This is a genomic window from Candidatus Paracaedibacteraceae bacterium (assembly GCA_019636055.1).
Classification (GTDB): Bacteria; Pseudomonadota; Alphaproteobacteria; order Paracaedibacterales; family Paracaedibacteraceae; genus Paracaedibacter.
On the sequence record JAHBYH010000005.1, the window covers coordinates 1 to 24,905 of the forward strand.

Consider the following 24,905-nt stretch of genomic DNA (forward strand, 5'->3'; position numbering starts at 1 on the left):
GAGTTTCACAACCCCAGCTCATGAGTCCAAACCGACAACACACACGACTCCTGCGCACGATCAAGCAAGCTCGTCAAACGATAAAGGATTTGACACATACGAGGGCCCTGATGCTAGAGTATTTACGAGTGATTCAAAATTTAAGACTCGAAATTTTGAAAAAGGAGATGATATCTCCCTTGGTAGATTTAATAAAAAAGGAAAAAATGGAATCCTTGAAGACCCAAGTACAGGACAAAAATTACAGCCCGATAGAGCTCGCAATTCTGGGGCAGGCGGTCATGGTGGCAGTTACTGGAAACTTTTTGATAAAAAGGGAGCTCGCATTGGAACAATATCTAAGGATGGAAAATGGTTACGAGGTTAGACAATAAAAAAGAGAAATGTCGCACTGCATTAAGCTTGTTATTCTCAGACAGTTTGGCATCTGAAAATCAAGAGTTGGTTCTGTATCACCTATCTGCATACTCTAAATGGTTAAATGAAAATGAATCAGATTTGATTATAAGCCATAGTCAATTAGGGAAAAAAACAAAGAATACGGATCTGAAGAGTTATTATGCGTATGAGTCCAATTTCTTTGTATTTTTTCATTTAGTTTTTAATGAATACAAAGTATATGAATATGACTATGAAAAGGATACTATTACGCTTATAAAAACAACTGATCAACTGTATAATCTTGTTTTAAATTCCCTTAGAGAAAAAGACTTTAAAAATTTTTTCATCGATGAATTAGATATACTGATAATAGGAAATTATGATCTTACGTTCCCACTAATTAGTATGAATCAACAAATTGATAATAGAATGATCAAGCTGGTTAATTTTTCAGGTCTAAATCTTTTGATGCAAAAATGTTAGATCAGACGTTAGGTTTAGCTTAATTCATAACCCCAGCTCATGAGTCCAGACCGACAACCCACGCAACCCCTGCGCACGATCAAGCAAGTTCATCCAACGATAAAGGATTTGACACATACGATGGTCCGGATGCTAGAGTATTTACGAGTGATCGAAAAGATAACTGCAGCAAGGGTGAAAGTCCAATTTGGAAAGGCTTTAAACCATATAGGGGTGCCGTTAAAACTAACGGTCTTAGCGGGAAAAGTAAAGAGTACTACCAGTGGGATTTTACTCATAATGATATTGAGGTTTATGACTCTAACTTTAACCATCGAGGAAGCATGGATCCTGTGACGGGCAATATTTACAAACCTGCAAAACCAAGAAAGATAGATAAATAAAGATGAGTCAACGTATATTAGATCTACACGAGTTCTTTGACAAATATCCATTCAAAAATCAGAGAAACGATTTTTGTTGTCAGGATATTTATCAACAACTCCTAGAACAAGAAGTAGCTCTTTACTATAATGATACATTAAGATCGTTTGGAATAAAAATTTTAGATGGCGGGACATCATACCAACAAATAACATACTGCCCTTGGTGTGGTAACAAATTACCAAAAGACGTAAGGGATAAATTCTTTGACATCATTTACGATGAATTAAACCTCGATGGTCCTGATGACCCTAAACTCCCAGAAGAATTTAAAAGTCGTGAATGGTGGGTAAAACGAGGGTTGTAATTCTTACGTCGCTCCCAAACCTCGCAATAGTATTGTAGCCAACCCCCTTAAACCGATGAAGGCAGGATCCGCTCGGAAGAACTCGCCCGCATCTCAAGCATGGGACAAGGGGCCGCGATCCTCTTCGCTACCCTGTTCAAGAGCGACATCGGTCAAGCCCAAGGGGCAGCATCCAACGCAATTGAGAACAACTTTATCTTTGCCTTAATGCCGATTATCACAGGGGCGATGAAGCTCTATGATATTCTGACGACGATTGATGGCGCAATTGAGGCCTATGACGAAGGAGGTCCTGAAGCCCTCGTTAAATATGGGATGGAGGAAGCGAGCATAAACTTACTCATGTCATCAAGCATGAAGTTTGTAGGCAAGATGGTCAACAAAGCCCGCCTTGCTGTCAAAGATACGTTCAAAGCAAGCTCATCCGATGCATCATCGAGCGCGTCCTCAGCAACATATTCGGGAGCGAAGGCCGCTAAGGATGTGCCTACTCCACAGAGAAAGCCAGAAAATTTTAGTGCTAAAAACGCGAATTCTTCTGTTAATATGGGGAAGAAATTATCTGAATTGCAGAAAGCTCAGTCAACAGCTGAAAAGACTAAGAATTTACCTGATGGTAGAATAAGGCATTATACTAAGGAGTCACCGGCAAAGACGACTGGACCAACAAGAGGAAGATCACACGTGACAGAGTATAATCCAAAAACAGGTCAAGTGCGCTCTTGGGAGGAGACTTACACTCATACAGGGCAGGTAAATCGAGTTCATCCTAAAAATATCGATGGTCAAAAAGTTGAATCTACCCATTACCCACTTACAGGCAAAGAAAAGCAAAGGCTTAAGAAATGACTTTCACACGTAGACAATTAGCTTCTGAATTAATTTTACAACTAGATAAAGGCTTTGATACAGAACGAATTTCTAAATGGGCAGATCGTATGTATTATGAAAAAATAGGACAATATGAAGACTCTGTAATAGATAATATTTTGTTGGATCTAGCAGCAATGCAATTAGATCCACAATTTTTAATTGATGAGAATCAACTTAAAGAAATAATATTAAGTCTTTTAGAGTTCTAATAAAGTTCTCACACAAGGTTTTATAACCACAAGCCTCGATCATCTTTGCCACCCTATTCAAGAGCAGCATTGACCAAGCTCAAGGGGCAGCGCGCAATGCTATTGACAACAACGCCAGTCATGCCTTTGCTTGGGGGATGCCACCGGATGTGATGCGCTCCATCCAAACGGCCATGGCAGCAGGAGCAGCTGGTATTGTTGCAGCGGGTGAGGCTTTAGCGGCAGGCGTTGCTGCAGCTGGTGGCGCGGTTGTGGCTGTGTATGCTGGCGTTGCTGTTGTTCTGATCGGTGGTGTGTATTATTACGTGACCATGGATGCCGAACCACAGGCCAGTAAACCCAAGGTCGAATCCTTCCCAGAGGCCGAAGCCCGCCCGCAAAGCTTTACAACACCTGTCCACGAGTCCAAACCGACAACACACACGACTCCTGCGCACGATCAAGCAAGCTCATCCAACGATAAAGGATTTGACACATACGATGGTCCAGATGCTAGAGTATTTACGAGTGATCGAAAAGATAACTGTAGTAAGGGTGAAAGTCCAGTTTGGAAAGGCTTTAAACCATATAGGGGAATATATAAAACCGATGGTAAGAATATTTACAAATGGGATTTTACCCATAATGATATTGAAGCATTCAACAAAAAAGGTAAGCATCTTGGTTCAATTGATCCTAGAACAGGAAAAATGTATAAGCCTGCGGTTAATGGAAGAGATGAAAAATTTTAATGAAGGATAGTTAGTATGCAGCATTGTTGTGATGTAATGAGTTTTTTTATAGATTCAGATGACCTTTACATTGAGTATTGCCCAATAGATAGATCGTATGCCATCCCATACAAAAAAAGTCTTGGCAGCATTCAAAGATTAGAATACTGCCCGTGGTGTTCAAAAAAATTGCCTAAAGAATTGAGAGACGAGTTATTCGATATTCTTGAATCAGAATACGGCCTTGATATAACCTTTTTAGAATTGAAAGAAAAAGCCCCTAAAGAATTTCATTCAGACGAATGGTGGGTAAAACGAGGGTTGTAACCTCTACGATCTCATTGAGGTCGATGGTGGTCCCGTCGTCAAGCAATTCCTTAAGGAAATGCACAAGCATGAACGCAAGGTCATCCAAGGACCCGGCCAAGCCCTCATGGCCATTATTGCGGTTGCCATGACGATTTTGACTCAGGGTGCCGCGGCACCGCTTGCGGCAAAGATTGGGTTAGGTTCAGGTCTGGTGGCCAAGGCTGTCATGGGTGCAGTACTTTCTGCTGTTGCAACGCAGCTGACGGCGGCGACCATGCAGAACAAAGGAAACCCGTTCAAGGCCGCCAAAACATTGGCGACGAAGGAATTCCTTAAGAGCCTTGCTATAAAAATGGCCTCAGCCGGCCTCACCGCCGGTGTCATGGCGCAATATTTTTTGATATGTAAAAATGGACTGGAATAATTAGGATGATATCCTCCTAATTCAACAAGATTCAATGCTTTCAATAACAAACAAGGATCCTAATTTTAGCAATATATGCTGATCCCATAGTCTCTGGTCTTCTTTCTGGGCTTTTGCCTTTTCCTGCGAACATATTCTAACATGTACTGTTGTGCTAGATCGTTTAAAGTCTGAAAGGTCTTTTCCTTGGCTGATATCAAGAAATCCTACTTAACTCCATTCTAGGATAAAATATAGGTAGTAACAGAGATAAGCAAGATCAGATTTTTTTCAACGCCAATTAATCTTCAAACCAAGCAAAATCAACAAGAAAACATTATACATGAATCAAAAAAAACATTACTATCTAGTTAAATGAATGATTCGTAATCAGTAGGTCGCAAGTTCGACTCTTGTCTTCAGCACCATAAATCCCTCTATAAGTATCGACAATGACTTACCCTTTTCAAAAAATTATGATTTTTGGACGGCCCGGTAGCGGCAAATCAACCTTTGCGGTTCAGTTAGCTCAAGATTTAAGCATACCCGTCTATCATATTGATAAAATATTTTTTGAACAGGCATGGATTAAGCGTGAACGCAGTGAATTCCTTGTGCTAAAACAAAAATGGATTGATAATGAGTGCTGGATTATTGATGGCAATGCCATGTCTGTTCTTGAATCAAGATTTTCCCAAGCTGACGTTGCATTATACTTCAATTTCCCGTGGTATATTTGTTTATACAGGATCGTTAAACGGTTATGGTCCCGGGATAAGCGAATAGATGACCGTGCCCCCAATTCACCCGAGAGAATCACATGGGATTTAGTCAAATACATGCTGAACTTTAGAGCAAAATATAATACGAATATAGAAAATCTTGCCCAGAAATTCCCTAAAGTGATGTTCAGAGAGATACGAAACGCTCAAGACCTTATGGCTGTTCGACAGGAATTCAAATGATAGATACAGTAACCTTAGTTCAAAATCTAGCGGATACCTATGGCTTAGCAGTTAAAACGATTGAACGTCTTAATGTTGGTGCTGATCCTACTGCATTGGTCTATAAAGCCATAGCTCAAGACCAATCCGCCTATTTTATTAAAGTAAAAAAAGGAACACAGATAGGCCTCAGCACAATAATAAGTGATTTCCTCCATACAACAGGTGTTCAAAATATTATCCCATGCATAAGAACAACTCAGGGTGAGCCTTGCCAGATCCTTGATAATCTGACGATAACGGTATTCCCCTATATTGAGGGTCAAGATGGGTTTAATACTGATCTACAGAACCACCAGTGGCAAGATCTTGGTAAAACGATAAAACAAATACATACCCTAAAACTTCCTCCATCGATTCAAAATCAAATCCCACAAGAAACTTATTCACAAAAATGGCATCAGATTTTACAACCATTGGATGAATTAATTAATGGTCCAATTGCACTTGATTTGGTTGCCTTTGCCACAATGCAATTTCTTAAACACCACCAATCAACAGTTCAAACACTATTAGATCATGCTGAACGTTTATCGCAAAGAATAGAGAATCACAACCAAGATTTTGTCCTGTGTCACGCTGATCTGCATGCTGGCAATATTATGATTGATCAAAAGGGAAAGATATTTTTTATCGACTGGGACCAACCGATCTTAGCCCCCAAAGAGCGAGATCTCATGTTTATCGGTGGTGGGGTTGGCAACGTCTGGAATAAAGACCATGAGGAAAAGTCATTCTATGAAGGATATGGGGAAGTCAAAATTAATTTACCTCTTCTTGCTTATTATAGAATTGATAGAATTCTTGAAGACATTGCTATTTATTGCCAACTCTTACTTCAAAGCAGTAGTGGCGGTCTTGATCGCGAAAAATGGTATCAAGAATTAACAAGCCAATTCGATAACAACGGTGTCGTTGCGATCGCATTAGAAACAGCAGCTACAGTCGTTTAAAAATAAGGCTGGTGTTAATTCCACCAAAAGCATAGTTGTTGTTCATGACATAATCTGTATCAAGCGCCAAGCCTTCACCTTTGACGTAATGAAGAGGCGCACAACGCTCATCAATAGTTTCAAGATTAGCTGTTGGTGCAAACCACTGATCACGCATCATCTCGATACCTAACCAAGACTCCAGCGCACCACAAGCCCCCAATGTGTGACCAAAATAACTCTTCATGGAATGAATGGGTTGTCCGTCTCCAAAAACAGCATGGGTTGCTGTTGTTTCAACAATATCACCAAACTCAGTTGCTGTTCCATGTCCACTGACAAAGCCAATCGCAGACGAATCAAGGTTGGCATCAGCCAAGGCTTGGCGCATCATGACCTCAATCGTATCGGGGGATGGTTGTGTCACGTGATTTCCATCCATATTGGTTGCAATTCCAACAACCTCAGCATAAATCTTTGCCCCACGCGCCTTTGCCCGTTCATATTCTTCAAGAATTAACGTTGTGGCTCCTTCACCCAAGACAAGACCATCACGACTGGCATCATACGGGCGCGGCGCTCGTGATGGATCTTTAGCCCCTGTTGTTGCATATAATACATCAAACACAGCCGTCATTGACGGACAAATTTCCTCGGCACCGCCGGCAATCATAACGTCTTGTTGGCCGTACCGGATGGCCTCTGCGGCATAAACAAGAGCTAAGCTCCCTGATGTACAGGCTGTGGATGTTGGGATAATGCGTCCCTTAACATGGAAGAAAAGGCCTGCATTAACGGCTGTTGTATGGCCCATCATCTTAAGATAACTTGTTGATGTCAGTTTATGCAGATTCTTTTTAAACAAGAGCTCTGAAAATTCAGTCATCGGAGCTGTACTTCCAAAACTGGACCCATAGGCAACACCTGTACGCCCTGATGATAAAACCGGGTCATCCAACAACCCGGAATCAGCCAAAGCTTTTTCTGTGGCATAAACAGAATACAAGGAAACGGTTCCCATAGTTCTTGTTTTTTTGCGTGGCCATCGATTTGCCAAATCATGATTTAGAATAGGTGCCGCCAAACAAGCATTCATTCCTTGAAAATCAGACCACTCAGGCATAAGACGTATCGCGGTTTTACCCGTTTGCAGATTTTCTTTTATCTCTGACCAAGATTCACCAAGGGCTGTAATCCCCCCCATTCCTGTGACAACAACGCGACGCATTAGACAAGGCCTCCGCTGACGGAAATAACTTGACGAGTAATATAAGATGCCAAATCAGATAGTAAAAAGACGGCCGTCGCTGCAACTTCTTCCGGACGACCAACGCGTCCCATAGGAACCATCGGTAGAATATGATCCAGAGGCAAATCTTGCGTCATTTGTGTTTCAATAATACCAGGGGCGATACAGTTAACTGTAATTTGACGACTAGCAAGCTCCACAGCCAACGCCTTAGTGGCACCAATAATACCCGCTTTAGATGCACTATAGTTGACTTGTCCACGATTACCAACCATCCCTGAAACTGACGATAACGTGATAACACGGGCAGGCTTACGCGTGCGAATCATTGGCATAATTGCGGGTTTCAAAACATTGTAAAACCCGTCAAGGTTTGTATGAATCACCCGATCCCAATCATCAGATTCCAAGGCTGGAAAAGCATTATCACGAGCAATCCCTGCATTTAAAATGATTCCATAATAGGCCCCGCACTCATTAATATCAGATTCCAGAGCAGCCAAACATTGGTCACGATTTGTGATATCAAATTGAATCAAACGGGCATCAACGCCCTGAGCTTTGATTTGATCAACCGTGGCCTGAGCGCCCACTTGATCTTGATTGTAGTGCACAACAACATTATAACCGGCAGCGCCAACCGCAAGAGCGATTGATTGGCCAATACCTTTACTTGCGCCTGTTACCAGGACGGTTTTGCGAAGTTGAGTCATTTATAAAATCTCTTGGTTCTTAGGTTGAAAAACAGTTAGTGCTGCTGAGGCCACTTCGGTACCCTCTAGATGAATCGCACAATCAAATGAGGCTATTTCACCGTCTGTAAATTTACAACGTCCCATGACTTCCAAGTGGGAACCTTCTTTAAAATTTTCAATAAGTAATTTCATTTTCCGGGTTCCTAAGAGGTATCCTATCCCGCCGGGTAAATTATTCTGACGCGCAATCAACCCATTCCAAGCAGCAACGGCTTGTGCCATATACTCAATCCCCACATAGGATGGTACACCCCCATCTTGAAAAAAAAGAGATTGATCCGTAATGATAACACTTACCGTGATTGAATCAGGTGTAAATTCAATAACCCGATCAATTAATGCCATAGGGGGTTTATGGGGAATAACATCCAATATATTTAATGAAGAAAGATCAAGCACAACGCACATCCTTTGATACAATGATACTGACGTTACTACCACCAAAAGCAAAAGAATTACTCATAAGATTATAACAGCCAGACTGCGAAGAAAGGCAAGCTCCCTTCGATGAAAAATTCAATTTTGGCAAAGATTCATCAATTTTACCATTCCAAATATGGGGTGGGATCATAATTTCACCATCTTTTTCTGATGATAAACTTAACCATAAAAAGGCAGCTTCGATCGCAGCAGCAGCACCAAGGGTGTGTCCGGTTAAGGCTTTTGTTGAACTAACTAATGTCTTGTCCCCAAACAGTCGATTGATACAGTGGCTTTCTGCCTCATCATTCGCCAGGGTTCCCGTTCCATGCAAATTAATATAATGGATATGTTCAGGTAATAACCCAGCCTGATTCAGTGCATCTTGAATTGCTTGTTCTGCGCCTTCTCCCTTTGGAGACGGTGCGCTAATATGATAAGCGTCTGAACTTTCACCCCCACCAGCAAACCGGATAGCCGATAGTTCTTTTGACATCACAAAAACAGCGGCTCCCTCACCAATGGTGATTCCTTGACGATCGGCACTAAAAGGGCTGCAAAGAGATTCTGAAGTCAACTCAAGGCCATCAAAGCCATTCAAGGTTACTCCACAAAGCGAATCGACACCACCAACAAGAACCGCGTCACAAATTCCAGCATTTATAAGCCGAGCAGCAGAACATAAAGCTTTACCGCTAGAAGAACAAGCCGTCGATAATGTGTACGCAGGCCCATCAATCCCCAGATAGAAGGCCGCAAATTCAGCAGGACTATTGGTTTCTTGCTGTTTATAGGAGAAGCCAGATGGCCATGTTTGCGTTTGATGATACTGTGCAAAAGCTTGTTGTCCTTCGAGCATCCCTGAGGTGCTTGTCCCCAGAATAATACCGACACGCGAAGAGCCAAAACGGGTTATCATCGCCTCGATAGTGTCTCGGATTTCATCTAAACCTAACCGCAACAAGCGATTGTTACGACTATCAAACTCATGAAATTTTGTCTCAAACGGTGTGTCCAAACCCGCAGGAACTGTTTGAACAACAACTGTTTTACCCGACAATAATTGTTCGTGTGATCGACGCAATTCAGGTGCATAAAAATTTAATTCTGATGACAATAAGTTTTGCACGACAGTTTTTTTACCAACGCCTAAAGAGCAGGCAATGCCTAAATCATTTAAATAAAGCGTCATCAGGCAACAACCGTTTCTATATCAAGACGATATTTTAAAATAGGGTTCTCAAGTTGAACATTCTGCCAGATTCCATCTTTAAAATGACGACGCGTAATTTTACGTAAGACCGTGTGGTCTGAAGCATAAAGGATTCGAACATCACCATTATCGACAACGTATGCCCCTACCAAATTCTGATTGAGCGTATGATGATCGAGATGAACCAACAAAAAGTCCCCGATAATATTTTCGGGAATCATCGTCTCCGGAATATGTTCAGAAGCATCCCATATTGTCTTATCTTGCGCCCAAATCAGGGCATATAAACGCCCAATAACATCGTTAAAAGCAACAAAATTAAGATGATCTGGCGTTTGAGTAATATGAACTGTCAGAACATTTTCTTGCCCCCCAACTGTCGCTTTTACACGTTGAAGAAAAGAACCGGATATTGATGTCAAGGGCCAAATTTTATCAACATTCAAATAGCCCCCTTGTGACAGTTGAATTGTCTGTGTACTAACTTTGTTATGGGATAAGTCTGTCAAATCACCCGTTGGTCCTTGAGAACATCCAACCAAAGCCATCAAAGCAACACTTGCTATCATTTTAGTCATAGTAAGATCCCCCAAGACCTAAGAAAACAGTTGTCAAAGTAAAGCATAAGACAATACCAACAAAAACACTGAGCCCAAAACTGCACACAGCCACTGTTTGACTAAACGCCAACAACCCAAAAGACAAAATTGTTGTTAAAGCTGACATAGCATTACACATCAAAAGAATATCACCTTTTTTATTCGGTTCAGGATTATGCCAATACAAGAACAGTGCATAGTCAATACCAATACTCATGGATAAAAGCAATCCAACAGCATGGAAAAAATTTAACGGCACAATCAGGCCTAAAAGACCGATCGTCCCTAAAATGGCTAAGATCAATGGGGTTAGAATTCGTACCGTACCAATTTTACCAACTCGACAGAGTAAAACACTGGTCAAGGCTATCAGAATTCCAACCATTAACCCTAAAACAAATTGTCGATACAGAGTAAAAAGGGCGGAATAGTCGTGGGCAGGATCGCAGTAATGGACAATAGGATTATCATTCAACTGTTCAATAAATTGCTGCAACTTTGATTCGTCTTCAACATCGGTTATCAAGAGCCGACCAATATAATCACCCGAATCCGTTTGATAGATCAATTCTTTTAATCCGATTGGCAAATCATTTAGATTTAAATGCACAAAATTGCTATCTGGCATGAAATCAGAAATTGAATAGGCCTGAGAATACCCTAAGGTCTTAAATAAACGATCAATAAGAGACGGCTGGTAACTTTGCGCTATTAACTGGCGATTTTCTTGTTGACGTCGTTCTGATGGAACTAGCGAAGCAAGGGCTTTAACTGTCACCCCTAAGTTCGCTAACTCAGGCATCAACGATTCCTCGGCCTGTAAAACATCTTGAAGCGTTTTGCCTTTTACTGCTAGAAATCGGGTTGCTTTTTCAAAGGACAACAGATCATTGATTTTGTTTTCTTGTTGCTTTAGATCTACATTCAGATTCTGAAAACTTTTTAGGTTGTCATCAAATCGAAGATTGAGACTACCAATAATCCCAACCCCGATAGCAAGCATCGCAAGAACTCTACGGTTCTTTAAAATAGCCCCCCATTGAGCCAAGTTCTTTAGAAGCAACTGAAAGTTATCTGCTACTCGAGTAAGGGGTTTTGACTGGTTTACCATCAAATACGGTCCCCATAAGAATACAGTTATCAGTGCTGCTAATAATCCTGTAGCTGATAAAATGCCAATCTGCTGGATCCCCGGAAAAGGAACAAAAACTAACAATGTAAAGCCGAACGCTGAGGTCAATGCACTCAACGGTAAAGCAGGCACTAATTTTCTGAAAACATCATAGGGGCTGACACCAGCTTGGTAACTTGCACCTATATAATGCAAAGCGTAATCAACCGTAATCCCAATCAACGAACAACCGATGACCAATGAAATAATGTGAATATGACCAAAAATCAGCAAACACGTTGCCAATCCAGTTATAATTGAAGTGCTAATGACAGTTATGGCAAACCAGAGTGACCGTAGATTGCAAAAAATCAACACCATTAAGAACAGCACACCAATCAAAGAAATAGAGCTAATCAAAGAAATCTCATACTGGGCTTGTTGCGCACCTGCTGCTGCATAAAACAATGCTCCTGTTTTCAGCGTTTCAACATTGAATTTCTTTTTGATACCATCAAGGATAGGTATTAGGTGATTATTGATCTTCTCTTGAACATCCATTGAAAAAGCAGAGTCATTCAATGACGCCAAATAAATATACCAAGTCTGCCCATCATCCCCATGGGTCAATAAATTGTTTTGCCCATCCACCTGAAAGGGACTCGACGGTGAATTATTTTTAACATACCGTGTAAAAAAACCATAGGGATCATGAGCTAAATTGACATGACCAAAGGGACTAACAATATCAACCATTGCTTTTTGAACCAGATAATCTGCATTCTTCTGCTTTAGAAAAAGATAGTCAGGATCCGTCAATAAATAAGATCGATGAGCAAACAACACGGTAAATAATTTTTTATACTCATCCGCTATTGCCGGAATATTGTCCTCAGTCAAAGACAGGCTCGCCTGACGCACATCCCGACGAAATAAATACAAAGCTTCTCGCGCTTGGTCTGGGTCTTGGTGGCCGAACAAAATCACAACACGCTGTGTCAATTTTGTGTCATCCATCATGCGGCGTACTGCACTAATCGATTGGGATTGACTGTTGGGCAACATATCCAAAATATCAACTTTGATTTGCCCCTGAACCATCAGAATATACCAACAAAACACAGCCATGGCCGAGACTACGCTCAGCCATATCCAGCTTGTAATTTTGTGAAGGTTAACCACGGTCTTAACCCCTAAGCAGAGAACTGATACTATTCGGAAGCTTTGGATCCAACTGATGATTCCTTAAAACAATCTGGTCTTTGTCCCCATTGACCCGAAAGACAGTGATCTGACGGACATAGGAATCGCCTTGAATATCGATTGTTTTAATGATCTTAGCAATTCCGCCTAAAGCAATTAGATTAAGACTCCATTTTTCAGAAGTTGATCCCTCTTTAACAGCAACGTTAAATTCCGTAATCCGGTTAAATTGCCCCTGCAACAGTTTTGATAAGATTGCCATAACCCCCTTGTCCTGATGCTGACCTTTTACCAGATTTTTTCGCTTCCCATTCTCAACTTGAAATATACCACTCTTAGAAAGGAGGAGCGTTGCCGGAAACGGTGTTTTTGTCTGCCAGACGATACCATGGCTTGAATCAACGGTCAGAGTACCTGTAGAGGTCAAAGGCATGGGAATTCCCTTGATTGTCTTAGTCTGGGTAAAATCAGAACTCAAGACCCCTTGTTGGGTCATGGCTGTACAAATGGAATCTAAAGAGACATTAGCGCTAACCACCGTTATCAAACAGTAAAAAGCTAAGATTGATTTTAACATGATTGGCTCTCCAGATACTGGCGCATACGACTGACAAAATCTTCAGGACATTCCATATCCATCGATGTATTACCAACTTTTACAGCAACCTGAGTTGTTGTGGCTTTCGTCAAAGTTTGCCCTGTTTTCTCATCCATAAAAACGTAGTCAACAACTAAACGATGCTCAAATTCTCTGACTGTTGCCTCAATAACCACAGCTTGCTGCAACAAAAGAGGGCGAATATATTTGATCCGCAAATCCACTATCGGCCACATATAACCAGAAGAATCCATTTCTGCATAGCCATAGCCAATCTGTGCAATCAAAGCAGTCCTTGCGGCTTCCATAAACCGTACATAATTACCATGCCATACCACATTCATGGGATCCACATCATAAAAATGGATCTGAATCGGATAGCGAATACTTAAACTATCAGGCATTATTTTCCCTCCGTCCCATACAAAATAAACTGTCGGGATTGAATAAGACTCAATAGAGTACGTAAACATCCATCCAACGGTTTATCTTCTTCAATAAAGCCCACATGATGGGCAACTTGATCAAGATAAGCTTGCACATCGTGGGAATAGTTATCCGATGATAATTCATTTTGACGTTCACGCAAACGTAAAGCTTGCAATGTTGCAATAATTTGCGCCGAGGCAACTTGTTCAGACAACTGTAAAACACGTAAAGCATCCCGTGCTGCAATGGTTCCCATACTAACCTTGTCTTGGTTATGGCTTTCTGTTGAGCGTGAGAACACACTCGCTGGCATTGTTTGCTTCAAAGCCTCGGCTGTCCAAGCAGATGCACCAATTTGCAGGGCTTTCAATCCATGATTAATTGATGCACGAACACCTTGAACACCAGAAAGATTTGCCGGCAGACCATTGTTGAACTTTGGATCAACCAGAACGGCCATCTGTCGATCTAATAAATCAGCTAAGTTGGCTACAAGGTTCTTGAGACTATCCATAGCAAAGGCAATGTGCCCGCCATAAAAATGCCCCCCGTGCATAATGTGTCGATCATGAATCAATGGGTTATCATTGGCTGAATTCATTTCAATTTCAATCATCTGACGAATAACAGGCAACATATCCTCTAATACACCAATAATATGCGGCGCACAGCGTGTGGAATAACGGTCTTGCAATCGCCCTTCGGGAAATGTAGCAGGCACATTCATCAAATCAGAACGAATTAAGGCTGCTGCTTTGACTTGTCCTGGATGCGGTTTTGCTGCAAACAAAACATCACTAAAGTGATGAGGGTTGCCCTTTAATGCCAAAGACGTGAGCGATGTTAGGCGTGTTGTCAATAAACTGAGATAGCTAGCACGCTTAAAAGCCTCGACAGCAAGGGCTGTCATAACAGAGGTACCATTCATAATCGCTAAAGCTTCTTTGGGGCGCATTTTATAAGCCGAGACACCTAATTCAGCATAAACATCAGCTGTAGGTCTTTTTTCGCCCTTGTACCAAACATCACGTTCCCCAATCAAAACAGCGGCAACATAGGATAAGGGTGTTAAATCGCCACTCGCTCCAACAGATCCCTCACTCGGAATAATAGGCAGAATATCGTTCTGCAAAAGAAATTCTAGATGTTTTAGTAGATCTAAACTGACTCCGGAGTAACCACGACACAATGTTGACAAGCGAACAGCTAAAACCATACGACTTTGCGGAATACTAAGCATTTCTCCCAAACCACAACCATGAAATCGAGACAAATGCAACGGCAATTCTTCGACGAGATTAACAGGGACAGCACGTTCACAGTTATCACCATATCCGGTTGTTACACCGTAAACAGCGCCTTCTTTATCAAACTGTTCACTTAAAAAATCAGCACCATCTTGAAGCAACCGACAAAAATCCGGATCGGATGAAATGCTTAATGATGCTTTTCGATGGGCAATTGCATCCACTTCATCAATACTTAATGTTCTTACTGAATCTAAGATAATATGAGCCATCGCTTATTCCCGTTTAAGATTTTATAGTTTTTATATAAGGATTATTTCCAAAAATTAAAGAAATTAAACCATTGATAAGGATAAGTTATTGCAAACCTTTCCAAGTTTTTTGCAAACAATTGAGCAAACTGATAAATCGAACCCTCTTTATTCGACCGGTCAAGGACAATACGATCAGCCATTTTTTCAATATGTACAGCAATATTATGTCCATCTCGTACAGCTGTACTCATATACACAGGACAATCGAGCAATGATCCCATAATATAGGGTCCTTGTGAAAACTTCGCTGGCTCGCCCATAAATGGAACCGTGACAACGCGACCTGTTTCTTTAACCGGGACACGGTCACCAGCCATGACAACCCAGTCCCCGTGATTAACCCGATCTTTCAAAAATAAAATTGTTCCTGGATCAACCTCGGTGACTTCAATAACATTAAGGTCAGATTGGGGGTTAAAGGCACGCAGCATTTGGCGATATCGTTGAGAATTTTTCCCATGCAACAAAATATGCAACCGTCGTTTATGGTCACCGTTTGCTGCGGCTCGGCAGAATTCCATATTACCAATATGTGAGACAAGTAACATGCCTCCCTTTTCTGCTGACATCAACGCATCAAAGGTTAAATCGGATTGATAAGCAATCTGGTCAAATTTCATCATTCCTGTCCAAGCAGCAAGTTTATCTAATGCCATTTCAAAGAACGAGAAAAAGTGACGCAATGAGTTTGGTCGATCGTGTCGTTTCCCAAGAGCAAACGCACGTCTCAGAAAATCTTGAGAGGCCTGACGTTGAGATCTATTCCGCCAATAGTAATACAGAATAACGGGGGCTCCGATCACCATACATAGTTTTTTACCCAATAATCGGCAGCAATACCCTAAGAAAAAGATACCCAAAATTGGCGCTCGTTCTGACAGAGATGCCCAGTGAGTGGCCTCCTGTGGTAAATCAAGCACCGAATAATTAGGACGATTGCTGAGAATTCTTGGTAAATTAAAGAGCATCGAAAAAAACAGCTTGGTGTGCATCTTGGTAATGCGCCAGTTATCTCTCAAGACATCAAAATTGGAGGTATTACCCTCGGGATAAATAACACGAATAGGGCTCATGATCACTGGCACACCCTGCCAGAACAAATGAACCATCAACTGCGTATCAAAATCCATACGAGTCCCAATAGACTTGGTTTGCATAATAGATAAACTGGATACGACAGGATAGATCCTGAATCCACACATACTATCTGTTATTCTAAAGGATAAGGTTTCAATCCAAACCCAAACATGGGTAAACCACCGTCCAATGCGCCGTGATCTCGGCATGGATCCATCATAAATTGGCTGACCACTGATCAAGGCTGTTGGATTTTTTTGGCATAAATCTAAAAATGCAGGTATCACATCTAAATCATGTTGACCGTCTGCATCAATTTGAAACGCATGACTATAGCCGTGTTCTTTTGCCCATTTAAACCCTTGATGAACAGCAGCCCCTTTACCTTGGTTAACATCAAGAGTAATAAGATTAACCGGATATTTTTTCTGGATATCAGCCAAAACAGCTTTTGTTTCAACTTGACTACCATCATCAACAACCAGAATATCGAGTCCCATGGTCAAAATACGGTTCACAATACGCTCTAGGACTCGATAGTGATTATGGGTTGGAATCAAGGCAAGAATTTTAATCATCATTCTGGTATACCTCGGCGCCTAATAATTAAAACAACCAGTAGCGTAATTTTTATCCCCATTGTCATAGCTATAGGAAATTAGGTGCTTATCAGTATCGTGATTCAAAGTCAGATACACAGCATCATTTGGTTGCATTAAATTACTAAACTTTACCTTCGATACATCTTTGACCCCCATAGGGAGATCAAAATACTGACGTGCAAAAACAATAGCCCAATGCAATTGAACCACACCGGCAACGATCGGAACGCCTGGAAAATGTCCATCAAGATAATATAAATCCCTCGGGATTTCTAAAAACAAAGAAACCTTATGGTCACTAACATCTTGCTTCTTGAGGATTGGGAAAACGACAGATTCACTCACGAACGACACCTTCAAATAAAGATTTTAATAAATAAGTCGGTCGCTTTCCTTGAGAATCCCGTGGGAATTCATCTACAAACCTCCAACGTCTTGGCAACAGGACACGCTCAAAATGAATCGATAAATCATTCCTCAGCAACCGACTGAATTTTTCCGTTCCCAACTCATTCAACTGATGACGCCCTAAGTCAGAAAGGATTGCAACCACACCAATTTCAGACCGTCCCTCATCGAAAACAACTGTTAGCGCTTGATCAATTGGTATCAAATCAGATAGCCGTTTTTCAAGATCCAATAAATCCACTCGCTTCCCTTCGATCTTGACAACCTTATCGGATCGCCCTAATAAAGTAAACTGCCCCGGCGCATGCAGATTAATCCGATCAGCAGATTCATAAGCATCTTCAGTCGGCAAATAGGGGGACCTAAGGACAAGATTACCTGTTACATTAACGGAAGCATCAACGCCTGAAAAAACTTGCCAATATTGGTTTGGTTGGGCTTGCTGACGATAGGCAATCCCACCAGTCTCAGTGCTTCCCAAAATTTCATAGGGTAAATGCCCAAAAACCTTGGCTGAAGTCTCAGCAGCCTCAAAACCCAGGGGAGATCCTGATGAAAAAACACGAGCACACAATAGGGATTCGACAGCCCCTAGACGACTCAAATGAGCAGGACTTGAGACAATATAGTCCGTGACACTGACACGATCTTCAATCTCTTCCCAAAAATTAACTGTCTGACTTTCTATTTGATATCCTGCACAAACAGGCCATAACAAAGAAAAAAGTAAACCATAGATATGATGGTGGGACACAGTTGCCCAAATTTTAGGACTTAAATTCTGGCCCCACAAGTTATGCAACACAGAAATCTCAGCTTGTAACTGGTGAATTGATTTTTGTATTTCTTTGGGTTGGCCAGTTGATCCTGATGTATACAAGGTAAGAGTTGCATTTATGATCGGGTGAAAGAAACAAGCTTCTTGATCTAAAGATAGGTCGATGTCATCATCCAAAACTAAGTCATCAGCACTACAAATATCAGCCAAAACACCAGGTGTTTTAAAATGAGGGAGAACAACCTGAACCCCAAGTTGAAAAGCAACCAATGTGCAGGCTAAAAACACAGCTCGATCAGATACAAGAACAATCACCCGCTTTGGATTGCGAACCTTTATATAATTTTGTAGGGATGTGCAATAGCGCAAAAAATCATGATCATTCCCAAAAATAAAGGCCCAGTCTGCTGGGGTTCGCTCAGCTAACACACGGCTCAAAGGAATAAATTTGGTCGTTTGCATCACTCTATCCGCAAAAGCTAAAGACGGTTCTGACGACGCAAATAACATCGCACACCATATTCACCAGCAAAAAGGATCCCCATTAAACAATAGGAGATAACCCCATTATAAATCGCCCATACTTGAATATTACCCGACACAGCCGTCAACAACGATGTCAACATATTCAGAACACAAAAGACAAACCATATTTTCGTCACTTGGCGTGTATAGGCTACCCCTCGCGCATCCAGATTTGGCTCACGAAGCCGCGCGATCCGTTCAATCAACGTTGGTGGATAAACCAAGCTTATGCCAAAGATAACGGCCATCATAAAATTCATACAAACAGGATAAAACAGAGGCCACGTTAGATCGAATTGGTTATCTCGACTATAGGTATAGATCATGAAGGGATAAGCCACAGATCCAAGGCTCAACAGTCCTCGCAGTTTACTTATTTTATTGAGGGTGGACAAGGCTATAAACCTTTTCAACAACATCACCAACGGTGCGAACTTGTTTAAATTCAGTTGGCGCAATCTTTTGGCCGGTTAATTCTTGCAACTTCACAATCAAATCAACAGCATCAATGCTATCCAAATCCAATTCTTCAAAAAGCTTAGCATCATTATGAATCTTTTCGAGTGGAATCTCGAAATATTCTTCTAAGTAAGTTGCGATCTTATTAAAAATTTCGTCCTTAGTCATTTTCATCTCTCATTGTTGATTTTGAACAAACTCAGCCAAAGTTCTGACTGAATAAAAGTGTTTTTTAATTTCATCATCTTGGACTTTGATTTTGATATCAAACTCTTTCTGCAAGGCAATTCCTAATTCCAAAGCATCAATGGAATCAAGGCCTAAGCCATCGACAAAAAGAGCTTCGTTGCTGTCGATATCATCAACAGTAACGTCTTCTAAGTTTAACGCATCAATAATTAGATGCTTAATTTTGGTTTCTAATTCATTCATATCCCAATATCCTGTTATAATAGCTTTGAATATCACGCATCAGTGCACGCACGCGAATCGACCGAGGTAATTCAGGATCATACGTCTCTAATGAGAAATATTCGCCAATCTTAAGCTCAATCGTCGTGGTTGTTGCCGGCGGTCTATACCATTTTTGTCCTTTAGTTAGAAAAACAGTATCACACAATAACGTTAATGCCTGAATATTTGCATTAGATGCTAAAGCTAAGTTCCCTAATCCTCGGACTAATTTAAGGGGTGTATGCGGTACAGACCGAGTCCCTTCCGGAAAAATAATAATATTTTCTCCACGGTGCAGCTGATTCTTAGATTCATCAAGAAAGACCTCAGGATCTGTATCATTCCGAAAATACCCAGCTGCTCGCACAACACTCCCCAGAAAAGGATTCGACCATAACTCCTTTTTAACCACACACTGCACATTCTTTAAATAGGCCATCAAAATCACAACATCAATTAATGTCGGATGATTACAAATGATAAATGTTCCTTTTAAATTATCTAATTTTGTCATCTCGGGAATAACGAGCTTGATCACCCCAAGACCTCTCAATACTCCTAAAAACCCACGAAACGTCCAACGAATTAGCGAACGCACCGCATAGCGGCGTCGGTCTTGATCGCGGATAAACACCATCAACGCCGGGAATATCACTAACCCAAGCGTCAAGGCCCCTGTCCCAAAAACAGCAAATCCCAAACCAACGGCTGCAATTCTGCGTAAATACATCAGCTCACCCATAACGATGCTCCATTGTAAACGTCCCACCCGGCACTCGAAGTTGTATCTCTTGCTTGTCATTCTCCATAAAGTCAACAAACTCAAGAAAGCCTGATTGGGCAGCATCAGACAAAGGTTTATAGGATATATCTATTGATTCTTGAGAATTGGCCTCACCCGATAACAGCATCGCAATACAGACCTTTGGGACATCACACGCCAAAGCATATTGGGATGGCAATGGTTGATCATAATAAATATAACCCACGAGGTCGTTCGTCTCCTTCTGCAGAGCATAAGCCTCGAGCAATCCCAACTCAAAACTTTGCTCCCCCCCGGATAGGGCTGTTTGCATTTTCTTATTCCCGGTTGCAATAGCAAATTGAGCTGCAATCGCATTATGAACAGACAAACTAAAATCCGTTGGTGATAACGTCTCTCCAACTGCCAATTCAGTTAACAGTCTGTTCATACGCGTTGTATCGCCATGGCGACATGCGACAACCCAAGGCATATGTTGACCATCAACTTGTGCATTGAGCGCATAGAATCCGTTAAATGCCATTTTGCCTAAATCCGTAAGACGACGACGTAGCAAGGATGGAATTACGTGCTCCCCTACAGGTTCAGGCCAAGCCTTGACTGCATCCTCAATTTGCCAATAGCAACTCAGAATCTTCATACACACCTATTTTCTTACATTTTTAAGGTTTTGCTTAATAAACAAATCCATAATTGTCTTCTCAAGTTTTTTAACCCACACATTATGCCTATGAACAATCTTTTTGTGCAGATCTTCTGTATTTTCAGAAATTTGCGTTACAGAAAAATCTGTCTTTGTATAATCGACCCGAACTTTCAAATGGATATTACGACGATCTTGGGTACAAACTAAACTATTGGTTTTTAAATGCCCACAAACCCACCGACGCTGTGCCGCTGCCTGCACGATCATTTTTTCAACATCAGCATCACTCAAAGCTGTCGTTTGTGGAGGAAGCTCTCTTTTGGAGACATTGACGATGTCTTCTTTGCCAGAGCACCCAATTAAGGTTAACGCAACTGCGCCTAATGTCAAAATTGTCTTCATTGTCATTTCAAATCCCTTCTTTTAAACCAGAACAAGTTCTCGATTTTATATCTGGTCAATTAAATCGTCAAGATCATAGCCCACTTAATGTAAATAAAATTGTTTAAATTTATTTAGGCATTCGATACACTAGAGTCAAGATATTTTATAAAATACAATATGTTATCATGCTAAAAATACTAAACGTCCGATCCGATGACATAGTCAATCTAATTAAGAAACAAGGGGAAAACCTGACATCAGAGCAGCTCTCTCAGCCTCGTCCCTCTTTTGAGGTACGGCGCAAACTCAGCGGTATTTTGGTTAAATCATTGCTACCGGAGGTGCCCGATGTCTCTATTCGACGACACGAATCAGGACGTCCTTATTTAACCTCAACAACGACTGAGTTCCTGCCACACATCAGCATCAGCCATTCAGGATCCTGGATCGGCATCGTTTTATCCGCCCCTGATCAGTATACGACCCTTGACTTAGAAGACATGACCTTACCTCGATCGCATCAGAAAATTGCCAACAATTTCTTTACAGAGCATGAACAATTGTTTTTTAAAGAAGAGGGGCTTATTGGATTCTATAAAATCTGGACAGCCAAAGAAGCTCTAGCCAAGAATCTGGATCAAACAATATCAAGCTTACTCAGTGTCGATATTGGGCAACTCCTTATCAATCGCCCTTTAGATACCCCCTTTAATATCGATTACCTTGACCATCGTTTTACTCTAAACCAAAACATTCCTGAAAACACACAATCTCTTATGGTAACATTATGTGAACGGCATTGATGCCCCCCTTGACTTAGAAGTCCAAAAAACTACCTATTCAGCAGAAGGGAGGTTTGATGATGAAACATATTCTTTTTGCTCTTATTCTAGCATCAGTCACCATAGGACATGCAACTGATGTCCTTCCTCAAAACAAACACTGGACGCCGAAGTTTGATCGCTCTCCCAAGGAGTATATTCCCAAACCTCAGCTACCAGAAGATGCCCCTAAAATTTCTATACTTGCAACCAAAATAATCTTTAATCGATTAAATCTTGGGATTTATAACAGCATTGGCTTAACTCAAGAAACACTACCGATTGCCATCATTTTTGTGGAAAATTCAGATAAAATCGGAACCGCTTTAATTGCCATTGGAACGTCAATTGGAAATCCGACATTAATAACTGTAGGCACAGCTGCCTTGACTGTTTCCGGAAAAAAACAACCTATTCTTAAAGTTCTTGATTCACTAAAGAAGCGAATCAAGCTATAGTCTGGCTATAAATACACAGACCTGAAGCAGAATCATGAAAACGCTAGCAGATATATTTCTCCAAGCAGCCCAGTTTCATACAATCGTTATTATTTTATTGATTGGCATCTATTTTGTTGATCGCAAAAACTTCTTAAAAGTTCTTGCTTACATGCTTGGAAGTTCATTCATTAATGTTATTCTTAAAAGCCTATTTAAAATCCCCCTTAAATCACACATTGGCAAAGATTGGTATGCTTTTCCTAGTGGACATGCCCAATCATCAGCCACCTTTTATGGGACAATCATGACAACCATGAAAAACACACTGATATCTTTAATATGCTGTGTCGTGATTGCAGGTATTTGTTGGGCTCTTGTGGATCATAACTACCATGATTGGATTGATGTCATTGCTGCTGTTGGGGCTGCCATGGCCGTTATTATCCTATTTAACTGGGTTGACCGCGTTATCTTTAAAGATAATTTCATGCTCTTTGTCATCAGCCTGACTATTTTAAATATAACAATAAGTCACCTATACCCAATAATTGGCGCGCATACATGGTTATCTCAAGGTGCCTTGTTTGGGTTATCTGCCACAGCAATACTCGAGCGGTTCATTGGCTTTAAAAGCATTAATCCGATCATTGATTTCATCATCGCCTTAGCCGGAATTTTTGCAATCATTGGACTATTTGCAAAAATTGGATCACCAACCTATTTTGTGGTAGTATCCAAGTATGCTTTGGTCGCCTTTTGGGGAACCTATAGCCCTAGTTTATTTGCAAGCCTAAGAAGATAAAATGGTTCATATTCCTGAAATTAAACGCCATCAGACCCATGCCGTCATGGTTGGAAACATCCAAGTTGGCGGTGGAGCCCCCGTTGTTGTGCAATCCATGACCAACACAGACACAGCTGACATTAACTCAAGTGTTAAACAAGTTAAACAATTAGCTGATGCCGGCTCTGAGATTGTTCGCCTCACAGTCAATACAGAAGAAGCCGCAAAAGCGATTCCTGCAATTAAAAATCAGTTATTAAAAGATGGCTATACAACTCCGCTGGCAGGCTGTTTTCACTATAATGGGCACAAGCTTTTGATAGATGTCGCGGATTGCGCAGCTGCTCTCGATAAATATCGCATTAACCCTGGAAATGTGGGATTTGGCACCAAACGATCTCAACAATTCGAGATGATGATCGAACAAGCTATTCAGCACAATAAAGCTGTCCGCATCGGTGTTAACTGGGGTAGCCTTGATCAAGATCTCTCTGCGCGACTGATGGATGAAAATGCTAAACTGTCAAATCCACGACCAACTGATGATGTGCTACGCGAGGCTCTGATTACATCTGCTTTAGAAAATGCAAAATTAGCAGAGTCTATCGGACTTTCGGCAGATAAGATTATCCTATCCTGCAAAGTCAGTCGTCCCCAAGATCTCATTGCTGTCTATACAGAACTAGCACGTCGCAGTGCTTATGCCCTCCATTTGGGGCTAACAGAAGCAGGCATCGGATCAAAAGGAATTGTTGCCACAACGTCTGCCTTGGCTGTGTTGTTACAAAACGGTATTGGTGATACCATTCGAGCATCCCTGACACCACGTCCGGGAGAACCGCGAACCATGGAAGTTCAGGTTTGTTGTGAAATTTTGCAATCGCTAGACTTAAGGTCATTTGCCCCTCAAGTAACTGCTTGCCCAGGGTGCGGTCGAACCACCAGCACTTATTTCCAAGCCTTGGCTGATAAAATTCAAACCTACCTACAACAACAAATGCCTATCTGGAAAACATCCTATCCTGGCGTTGAATCCATGAAAGTGGCAGTCATGGGCTGCATCGTCAATGGCCCCGGTGAAAGTAAGCATGCCGACATCGGCATTAGCCTGCCTGGTACTGGCGAATCCCCTGTAGCCCCTGTCTTTATTGACGGAGAGAAAGCCCATACCTTGCGCGGGGATTACATTGCCGAAGAATTCATGGAATTGCTAAATACTTATGTCCATACAAGATACGGTAATGCTGCATGACCCAAATAACTTATGATGAGTTCGAAAAAGTTGATCTACGCTCTGGCACAATTATTAAAGCCGAGATCAACCAAAAAGCAAAAAAACCCGCTTACAAAATCTGGGTTGATTTTGGAGAAACCATTGGCATTAAACAAACATCAGCTCAGGTCACCCACCACTACACCCTTGAAAATCTGGTCGGAAAATCAGTGTTAGGCTGCGTTAATTTAGGGACTCGAAATATTGCTGGTTTTGTGTCAGAATTCCTATTGGTAGGGTTTAGTGATCCCGATGGTCATATCATCCTTGCCACCACAGATAGCACGATTCCCAACGGACAAAAACTTCACTAGAGGATA

The 24,905-nt window shown here is 41.4% G+C and carries 34 protein-coding genes; 16 read left to right on the top strand and 18 right to left on the bottom strand.

Going from position 1 to position 24,905, the window contains the following annotated elements:
* The 11 genes from KF820_08005 to KF820_08055 form a co-directional block, all read left to right on the top strand.
* Window positions 1-367: hypothetical protein (locus tag KF820_08005; GenBank protein ID MBX3458277.1), on the top strand; the 367-nt coding region annotated here is incomplete at its 5' end.
* The gene (locus tag KF820_08010) at window positions 352-864 is read left to right on the top strand and encodes a hypothetical protein (protein MBX3458278.1); all 513 of its coding nucleotides are present in this window, start codon (window positions 352-354) and stop codon (window positions 862-864) included. The genes KF820_08005 and KF820_08010, both read left to right, overlap by 16 nt.
* Window positions 865-890: 26 nt before the next feature.
* Window positions 891-1,247 (top strand): hypothetical protein, encoded by a 357-nt coding sequence (locus tag KF820_08015; protein MBX3458279.1) that lies wholly within the window; start codon window positions 891-893, stop codon window positions 1,245-1,247.
* A 2-nt stretch (window positions 1,248-1,249) separates the two neighbouring features.
* Window positions 1,250-1,594, top strand: a complete 345-nt coding sequence (locus tag KF820_08020; protein ID MBX3458280.1) for a hypothetical protein — start codon at window positions 1,250-1,252, stop codon at window positions 1,592-1,594.
* Window positions 1,595-1,693: 99 nt separating this feature from the next.
* Complete coding sequence (locus KF820_08025; protein MBX3458281.1) at window positions 1,694-2,443, top strand: hypothetical protein; 750 nt, start codon at window positions 1,694-1,696, stop codon at window positions 2,441-2,443.
* Window positions 2,440-2,676, top strand: a complete 237-nt coding sequence (locus tag KF820_08030) for a hypothetical protein (protein MBX3458282.1) — start codon at window positions 2,440-2,442, stop codon at window positions 2,674-2,676. The genes KF820_08025 and KF820_08030 overlap by 4 nt, the downstream gene beginning before the upstream one ends.
* Window positions 2,677-2,825: 149 nt before the next feature.
* The gene (locus tag KF820_08035; GenBank protein ID MBX3458283.1) at window positions 2,826-3,407 is read left to right on the top strand and encodes a hypothetical protein; all 582 of its coding nucleotides are present in this window, start codon (window positions 2,826-2,828) and stop codon (window positions 3,405-3,407) included.
* A gap of 15 nt (window positions 3,408-3,422) precedes the next feature.
* The gene (locus KF820_08040; protein MBX3458284.1) at window positions 3,423-3,713 is read left to right on the top strand and encodes a hypothetical protein; all 291 of its coding nucleotides are present in this window, start codon (window positions 3,423-3,425) and stop codon (window positions 3,711-3,713) included.
* A 58-nt stretch (window positions 3,714-3,771) separates the two neighbouring features.
* The gene (locus tag KF820_08045) at window positions 3,772-4,119 is read left to right on the top strand and encodes a DUF637 domain-containing protein (GenBank protein ID MBX3458285.1); all 348 of its coding nucleotides are present in this window, start codon (window positions 3,772-3,774) and stop codon (window positions 4,117-4,119) included.
* Between the two features lie 431 nt (window positions 4,120-4,550).
* Complete coding sequence (locus tag KF820_08050; protein MBX3458286.1) at window positions 4,551-5,063, top strand: hypothetical protein; 513 nt, start codon at window positions 4,551-4,553, stop codon at window positions 5,061-5,063.
* Window positions 5,060-6,055 carry an aminoglycoside phosphotransferase family protein gene (locus KF820_08055; GenBank protein MBX3458287.1) on the top strand — a complete coding sequence of 332 codons (996 nt, stop codon included), beginning with the start codon at window positions 5,060-5,062 and terminating at the stop codon, window positions 6,053-6,055. The genes KF820_08050 and KF820_08055 overlap by 4 nt, the downstream gene beginning before the upstream one ends.
* On the opposite strand, the gene KF820_08060 is transcribed toward KF820_08055, so the two are convergent.
* Genes KF820_08060 through KF820_08145 form a run of 18 tightly spaced genes read right to left on the bottom strand, consistent with a single transcriptional unit; the run spans window position 6,042 to window position 21,291 of the window.
* A complete protein-coding gene (locus tag KF820_08060) occupies window positions 6,042-7,262 on the bottom strand; it encodes a beta-ketoacyl-ACP synthase (GenBank protein MBX3458288.1) in 1,221 nt (406 codons plus the stop codon). The two genes, KF820_08055 and KF820_08060, sit on opposite strands and share 14 nt — an antisense overlap.
* Complete coding sequence (locus KF820_08065; protein ID MBX3458289.1) at window positions 7,262-7,996, bottom strand: 3-ketoacyl-ACP reductase FabG2; 735 nt, start codon at window positions 7,994-7,996, stop codon at window positions 7,262-7,264. Before KF820_08065 ends, KF820_08060 begins: the two co-directional genes overlap by 1 nt.
* Window positions 7,997-8,437, bottom strand: a complete 441-nt coding sequence (locus tag KF820_08070) for a hypothetical protein (GenBank protein ID MBX3458290.1) — start codon at window positions 8,435-8,437, stop codon at window positions 7,997-7,999.
* Window positions 8,430-9,650, bottom strand: a complete 1,221-nt coding sequence (locus tag KF820_08075) for a beta-ketoacyl-ACP synthase (GenBank protein ID MBX3458291.1) — start codon at window positions 9,648-9,650, stop codon at window positions 8,430-8,432. The genes KF820_08070 and KF820_08075 overlap by 8 nt, the downstream gene beginning before the upstream one ends.
* Window positions 9,650-10,249, bottom strand: a complete 600-nt coding sequence (locus KF820_08080) for a DUF3261 domain-containing protein (protein MBX3458292.1) — start codon at window positions 10,247-10,249, stop codon at window positions 9,650-9,652. The genes KF820_08075 and KF820_08080 overlap by 1 nt, the downstream gene beginning before the upstream one ends.
* Window positions 10,242-12,563: an MMPL family transporter gene (locus tag KF820_08085; protein MBX3458293.1), complete on the bottom strand. Its 2,322-nt coding sequence runs from the start codon at window positions 12,561-12,563 to the stop codon at window positions 10,242-10,244. Before KF820_08085 ends, KF820_08080 begins: the two co-directional genes overlap by 8 nt.
* Before the next feature lie 4 nt (window positions 12,564-12,567).
* Complete coding sequence (locus KF820_08090) at window positions 12,568-13,161, bottom strand: outer membrane lipoprotein carrier protein LolA (protein MBX3458294.1); 594 nt, start codon at window positions 13,159-13,161, stop codon at window positions 12,568-12,570.
* The gene (locus tag KF820_08095; GenBank protein ID MBX3458295.1) at window positions 13,155-13,586 is read right to left on the bottom strand and encodes an acyl-CoA thioesterase; all 432 of its coding nucleotides are present in this window, start codon (window positions 13,584-13,586) and stop codon (window positions 13,155-13,157) included. The genes KF820_08090 and KF820_08095 overlap by 7 nt, the downstream gene beginning before the upstream one ends.
* Window positions 13,586-15,130, bottom strand: coding sequence for an aromatic amino acid lyase (locus KF820_08100; GenBank protein ID MBX3458296.1), 1,545 nt, complete (start codon window positions 15,128-15,130; stop codon window positions 13,586-13,588). The genes KF820_08095 and KF820_08100 overlap by 1 nt, the downstream gene beginning before the upstream one ends.
* Before the next feature lie 41 nt (window positions 15,131-15,171).
* Window positions 15,172-16,830, bottom strand: coding sequence for a glycosyltransferase family 2 protein (locus KF820_08105; protein MBX3458297.1), 1,659 nt, complete (start codon window positions 16,828-16,830; stop codon window positions 15,172-15,174).
* An 18-nt stretch (window positions 16,831-16,848) separates the two neighbouring features.
* Entirely contained in the window at window positions 16,849-17,196 is a 348-nt protein-coding gene (locus KF820_08110; GenBank protein MBX3458298.1) for a hypothetical protein, read from the bottom strand.
* Entirely contained in the window at window positions 17,189-18,499 is a 1,311-nt protein-coding gene (locus KF820_08115; GenBank protein ID MBX3458299.1) for an acyl-CoA synthetase, read from the bottom strand. Before KF820_08115 ends, KF820_08110 begins: the two co-directional genes overlap by 8 nt.
* Before the next feature lie 17 nt (window positions 18,500-18,516).
* A complete protein-coding gene (locus KF820_08120; GenBank protein ID MBX3458300.1) occupies window positions 18,517-18,888 on the bottom strand; it encodes a hypothetical protein in 372 nt (123 codons plus the stop codon).
* A 52-nt stretch (window positions 18,889-18,940) separates the two neighbouring features.
* Entirely contained in the window at window positions 18,941-19,189 is a 249-nt protein-coding gene (locus KF820_08125; GenBank protein MBX3458301.1) for an acyl carrier protein, read from the bottom strand.
* A 9-nt stretch (window positions 19,190-19,198) separates the two neighbouring features.
* Window positions 19,199-19,453 carry an acyl carrier protein gene (locus KF820_08130; protein MBX3458302.1) on the bottom strand — a complete coding sequence of 85 codons (255 nt, stop codon included), beginning with the start codon at window positions 19,451-19,453 and terminating at the stop codon, window positions 19,199-19,201.
* On the bottom strand, window positions 19,446-20,204 hold the full coding sequence (locus KF820_08135; GenBank protein ID MBX3458303.1) for a 1-acyl-sn-glycerol-3-phosphate acyltransferase: 759 nt from the start codon (window positions 20,202-20,204) through the stop codon (window positions 19,446-19,448). The genes KF820_08130 and KF820_08135 overlap by 8 nt, the downstream gene beginning before the upstream one ends.
* A gap of 4 nt (window positions 20,205-20,208) precedes the next feature.
* Window positions 20,209-20,877, bottom strand: a complete 669-nt coding sequence (locus tag KF820_08140; protein MBX3458304.1) for a beta-ketoacyl synthase chain length factor — start codon at window positions 20,875-20,877, stop codon at window positions 20,209-20,211.
* A 6-nt stretch (window positions 20,878-20,883) separates the two neighbouring features.
* Complete coding sequence (locus tag KF820_08145; protein ID MBX3458305.1) at window positions 20,884-21,291, bottom strand: hypothetical protein; 408 nt, start codon at window positions 21,289-21,291, stop codon at window positions 20,884-20,886.
* Window positions 21,292-21,452: 161 nt separating this feature from the next.
* Between KF820_08145 and KF820_08150 the strand changes: the two genes are divergently transcribed.
* From KF820_08150 to KF820_08170, 5 genes are read left to right on the top strand one after another with little or no spacing between them, the layout of a single operon-like run.
* Complete coding sequence (locus KF820_08150; GenBank protein ID MBX3458306.1) at window positions 21,453-22,070, top strand: 4'-phosphopantetheinyl transferase superfamily protein; 618 nt, start codon at window positions 21,453-21,455, stop codon at window positions 22,068-22,070.
* 59 nt (window positions 22,071-22,129) lie between these two features.
* Window positions 22,130-22,546 carry a hypothetical protein gene (locus KF820_08155; protein MBX3458307.1) on the top strand — a complete coding sequence of 139 codons (417 nt, stop codon included), beginning with the start codon at window positions 22,130-22,132 and terminating at the stop codon, window positions 22,544-22,546.
* 34 nt (window positions 22,547-22,580) lie between these two features.
* Window positions 22,581-23,330 carry a phosphatase PAP2 family protein gene (locus tag KF820_08160; protein ID MBX3458308.1) on the top strand — a complete coding sequence of 250 codons (750 nt, stop codon included), beginning with the start codon at window positions 22,581-22,583 and terminating at the stop codon, window positions 23,328-23,330.
* Window position 23,331: 1 nt separating this feature from the next.
* The gene (ispG, locus tag KF820_08165; GenBank protein MBX3458309.1) at window positions 23,332-24,564 is read left to right on the top strand and encodes a flavodoxin-dependent (E)-4-hydroxy-3-methylbut-2-enyl-diphosphate synthase; all 1,233 of its coding nucleotides are present in this window, start codon (window positions 23,332-23,334) and stop codon (window positions 24,562-24,564) included.
* The gene (locus tag KF820_08170) at window positions 24,561-24,899 is read left to right on the top strand and encodes a tRNA-binding protein (GenBank protein ID MBX3458310.1); all 339 of its coding nucleotides are present in this window, start codon (window positions 24,561-24,563) and stop codon (window positions 24,897-24,899) included. The genes ispG and KF820_08170 overlap by 4 nt, the downstream gene beginning before the upstream one ends.
* Window positions 24,900-24,905 lie beyond the last annotated feature (6 nt).

What these genes read in the sequence shown, in the direction of transcription:
- KF820_08010 (MBX3458278.1), top strand. Translation starts at nt 352, where the DNA reads ATGGTTACGAGGTTAGACAATAAAAAAGAGAAATGTCGCACTGCATTA.
- KF820_08020 (MBX3458280.1), top strand. Translation starts at nt 1,250, where the DNA reads ATGAGTCAACGTATATTAGATCTACACGAGTTCTTTGACAAATATCCA.
- KF820_08025 (MBX3458281.1), top strand. Translation starts at nt 1,694, where the DNA reads ATGGGACAAGGGGCCGCGATCCTCTTCGCTACCCTGTTCAAGAGCGAC.
- KF820_08030 (MBX3458282.1), top strand. Translation starts at nt 2,440, where the DNA reads ATGACTTTCACACGTAGACAATTAGCTTCTGAATTAATTTTACAACTA.
- KF820_08040 (MBX3458284.1), top strand. Translation starts at nt 3,423, where the DNA reads ATGCAGCATTGTTGTGATGTAATGAGTTTTTTTATAGATTCAGATGAC.
- KF820_08045 (MBX3458285.1), top strand. Translation starts at nt 3,772, where the DNA reads ATGCACAAGCATGAACGCAAGGTCATCCAAGGACCCGGCCAAGCCCTC.
- KF820_08050 (MBX3458286.1), top strand. Translation starts at nt 4,551, where the DNA reads ATGACTTACCCTTTTCAAAAAATTATGATTTTTGGACGGCCCGGTAGC.
- KF820_08055 (MBX3458287.1), top strand. Translation starts at nt 5,060, where the DNA reads ATGATAGATACAGTAACCTTAGTTCAAAATCTAGCGGATACCTATGGC.
- KF820_08060 (MBX3458288.1), bottom strand. Translation starts at nt 7,262, where the DNA reads ATGCGTCGCGTTGTTGTCACAGGAATGGGGGGGATTACAGCCCTTGGT.
- KF820_08065 (MBX3458289.1), bottom strand. Translation starts at nt 7,996, where the DNA reads ATGACTCAACTTCGCAAAACCGTCCTGGTAACAGGCGCAAGTAAAGGT.
- KF820_08075 (MBX3458291.1), bottom strand. Translation starts at nt 9,650, where the DNA reads ATGACGCTTTATTTAAATGATTTAGGCATTGCCTGCTCTTTAGGCGTT.
- KF820_08080 (MBX3458292.1), bottom strand. Translation starts at nt 10,249, where the DNA reads ATGACTAAAATGATAGCAAGTGTTGCTTTGATGGCTTTGGTTGGATGT.
- KF820_08090 (MBX3458294.1), bottom strand. Translation starts at nt 13,161, where the DNA reads ATGTTAAAATCAATCTTAGCTTTTTACTGTTTGATAACGGTGGTTAGC.
- KF820_08095 (MBX3458295.1), bottom strand. Translation starts at nt 13,586, where the DNA reads ATGCCTGATAGTTTAAGTATTCGCTATCCGATTCAGATCCATTTTTAT.
- KF820_08100 (MBX3458296.1), bottom strand. Translation starts at nt 15,130, where the DNA reads ATGGCTCATATTATCTTAGATTCAGTAAGAACATTAAGTATTGATGAA.
- KF820_08105 (MBX3458297.1), bottom strand. Translation starts at nt 16,830, where the DNA reads ATGATGATTAAAATTCTTGCCTTGATTCCAACCCATAATCACTATCGA.
- KF820_08115 (MBX3458299.1), bottom strand. Translation starts at nt 18,499, where the DNA reads ATGCAAACGACCAAATTTATTCCTTTGAGCCGTGTGTTAGCTGAGCGA.
- KF820_08120 (MBX3458300.1), bottom strand. Translation starts at nt 18,888, where the DNA reads ATGATCTATACCTATAGTCGAGATAACCAATTCGATCTAACGTGGCCT.
- KF820_08125 (MBX3458301.1), bottom strand. Translation starts at nt 19,189, where the DNA reads ATGACTAAGGACGAAATTTTTAATAAGATCGCAACTTACTTAGAAGAA.
- KF820_08130 (MBX3458302.1), bottom strand. Translation starts at nt 19,453, where the DNA reads ATGAATGAATTAGAAACCAAAATTAAGCATCTAATTATTGATGCGTTA.
- KF820_08135 (MBX3458303.1), bottom strand. Translation starts at nt 20,204, where the DNA reads ATGTATTTACGCAGAATTGCAGCCGTTGGTTTGGGATTTGCTGTTTTT.
- KF820_08140 (MBX3458304.1), bottom strand. Translation starts at nt 20,877, where the DNA reads ATGAAGATTCTGAGTTGCTATTGGCAAATTGAGGATGCAGTCAAGGCT.
- KF820_08145 (MBX3458305.1), bottom strand. Translation starts at nt 21,291, where the DNA reads ATGACAATGAAGACAATTTTGACATTAGGCGCAGTTGCGTTAACCTTA.
- KF820_08150 (MBX3458306.1), top strand. Translation starts at nt 21,453, where the DNA reads ATGCTAAAAATACTAAACGTCCGATCCGATGACATAGTCAATCTAATT.
- KF820_08155 (MBX3458307.1), top strand. Translation starts at nt 22,130, where the DNA reads ATGAAACATATTCTTTTTGCTCTTATTCTAGCATCAGTCACCATAGGA.
- KF820_08160 (MBX3458308.1), top strand. Translation starts at nt 22,581, where the DNA reads ATGAAAACGCTAGCAGATATATTTCTCCAAGCAGCCCAGTTTCATACA.
- ispG (MBX3458309.1), top strand. Translation starts at nt 23,332, where the DNA reads ATGGTTCATATTCCTGAAATTAAACGCCATCAGACCCATGCCGTCATG.
- KF820_08170 (MBX3458310.1), top strand. Translation starts at nt 24,561, where the DNA reads ATGACCCAAATAACTTATGATGAGTTCGAAAAAGTTGATCTACGCTCT.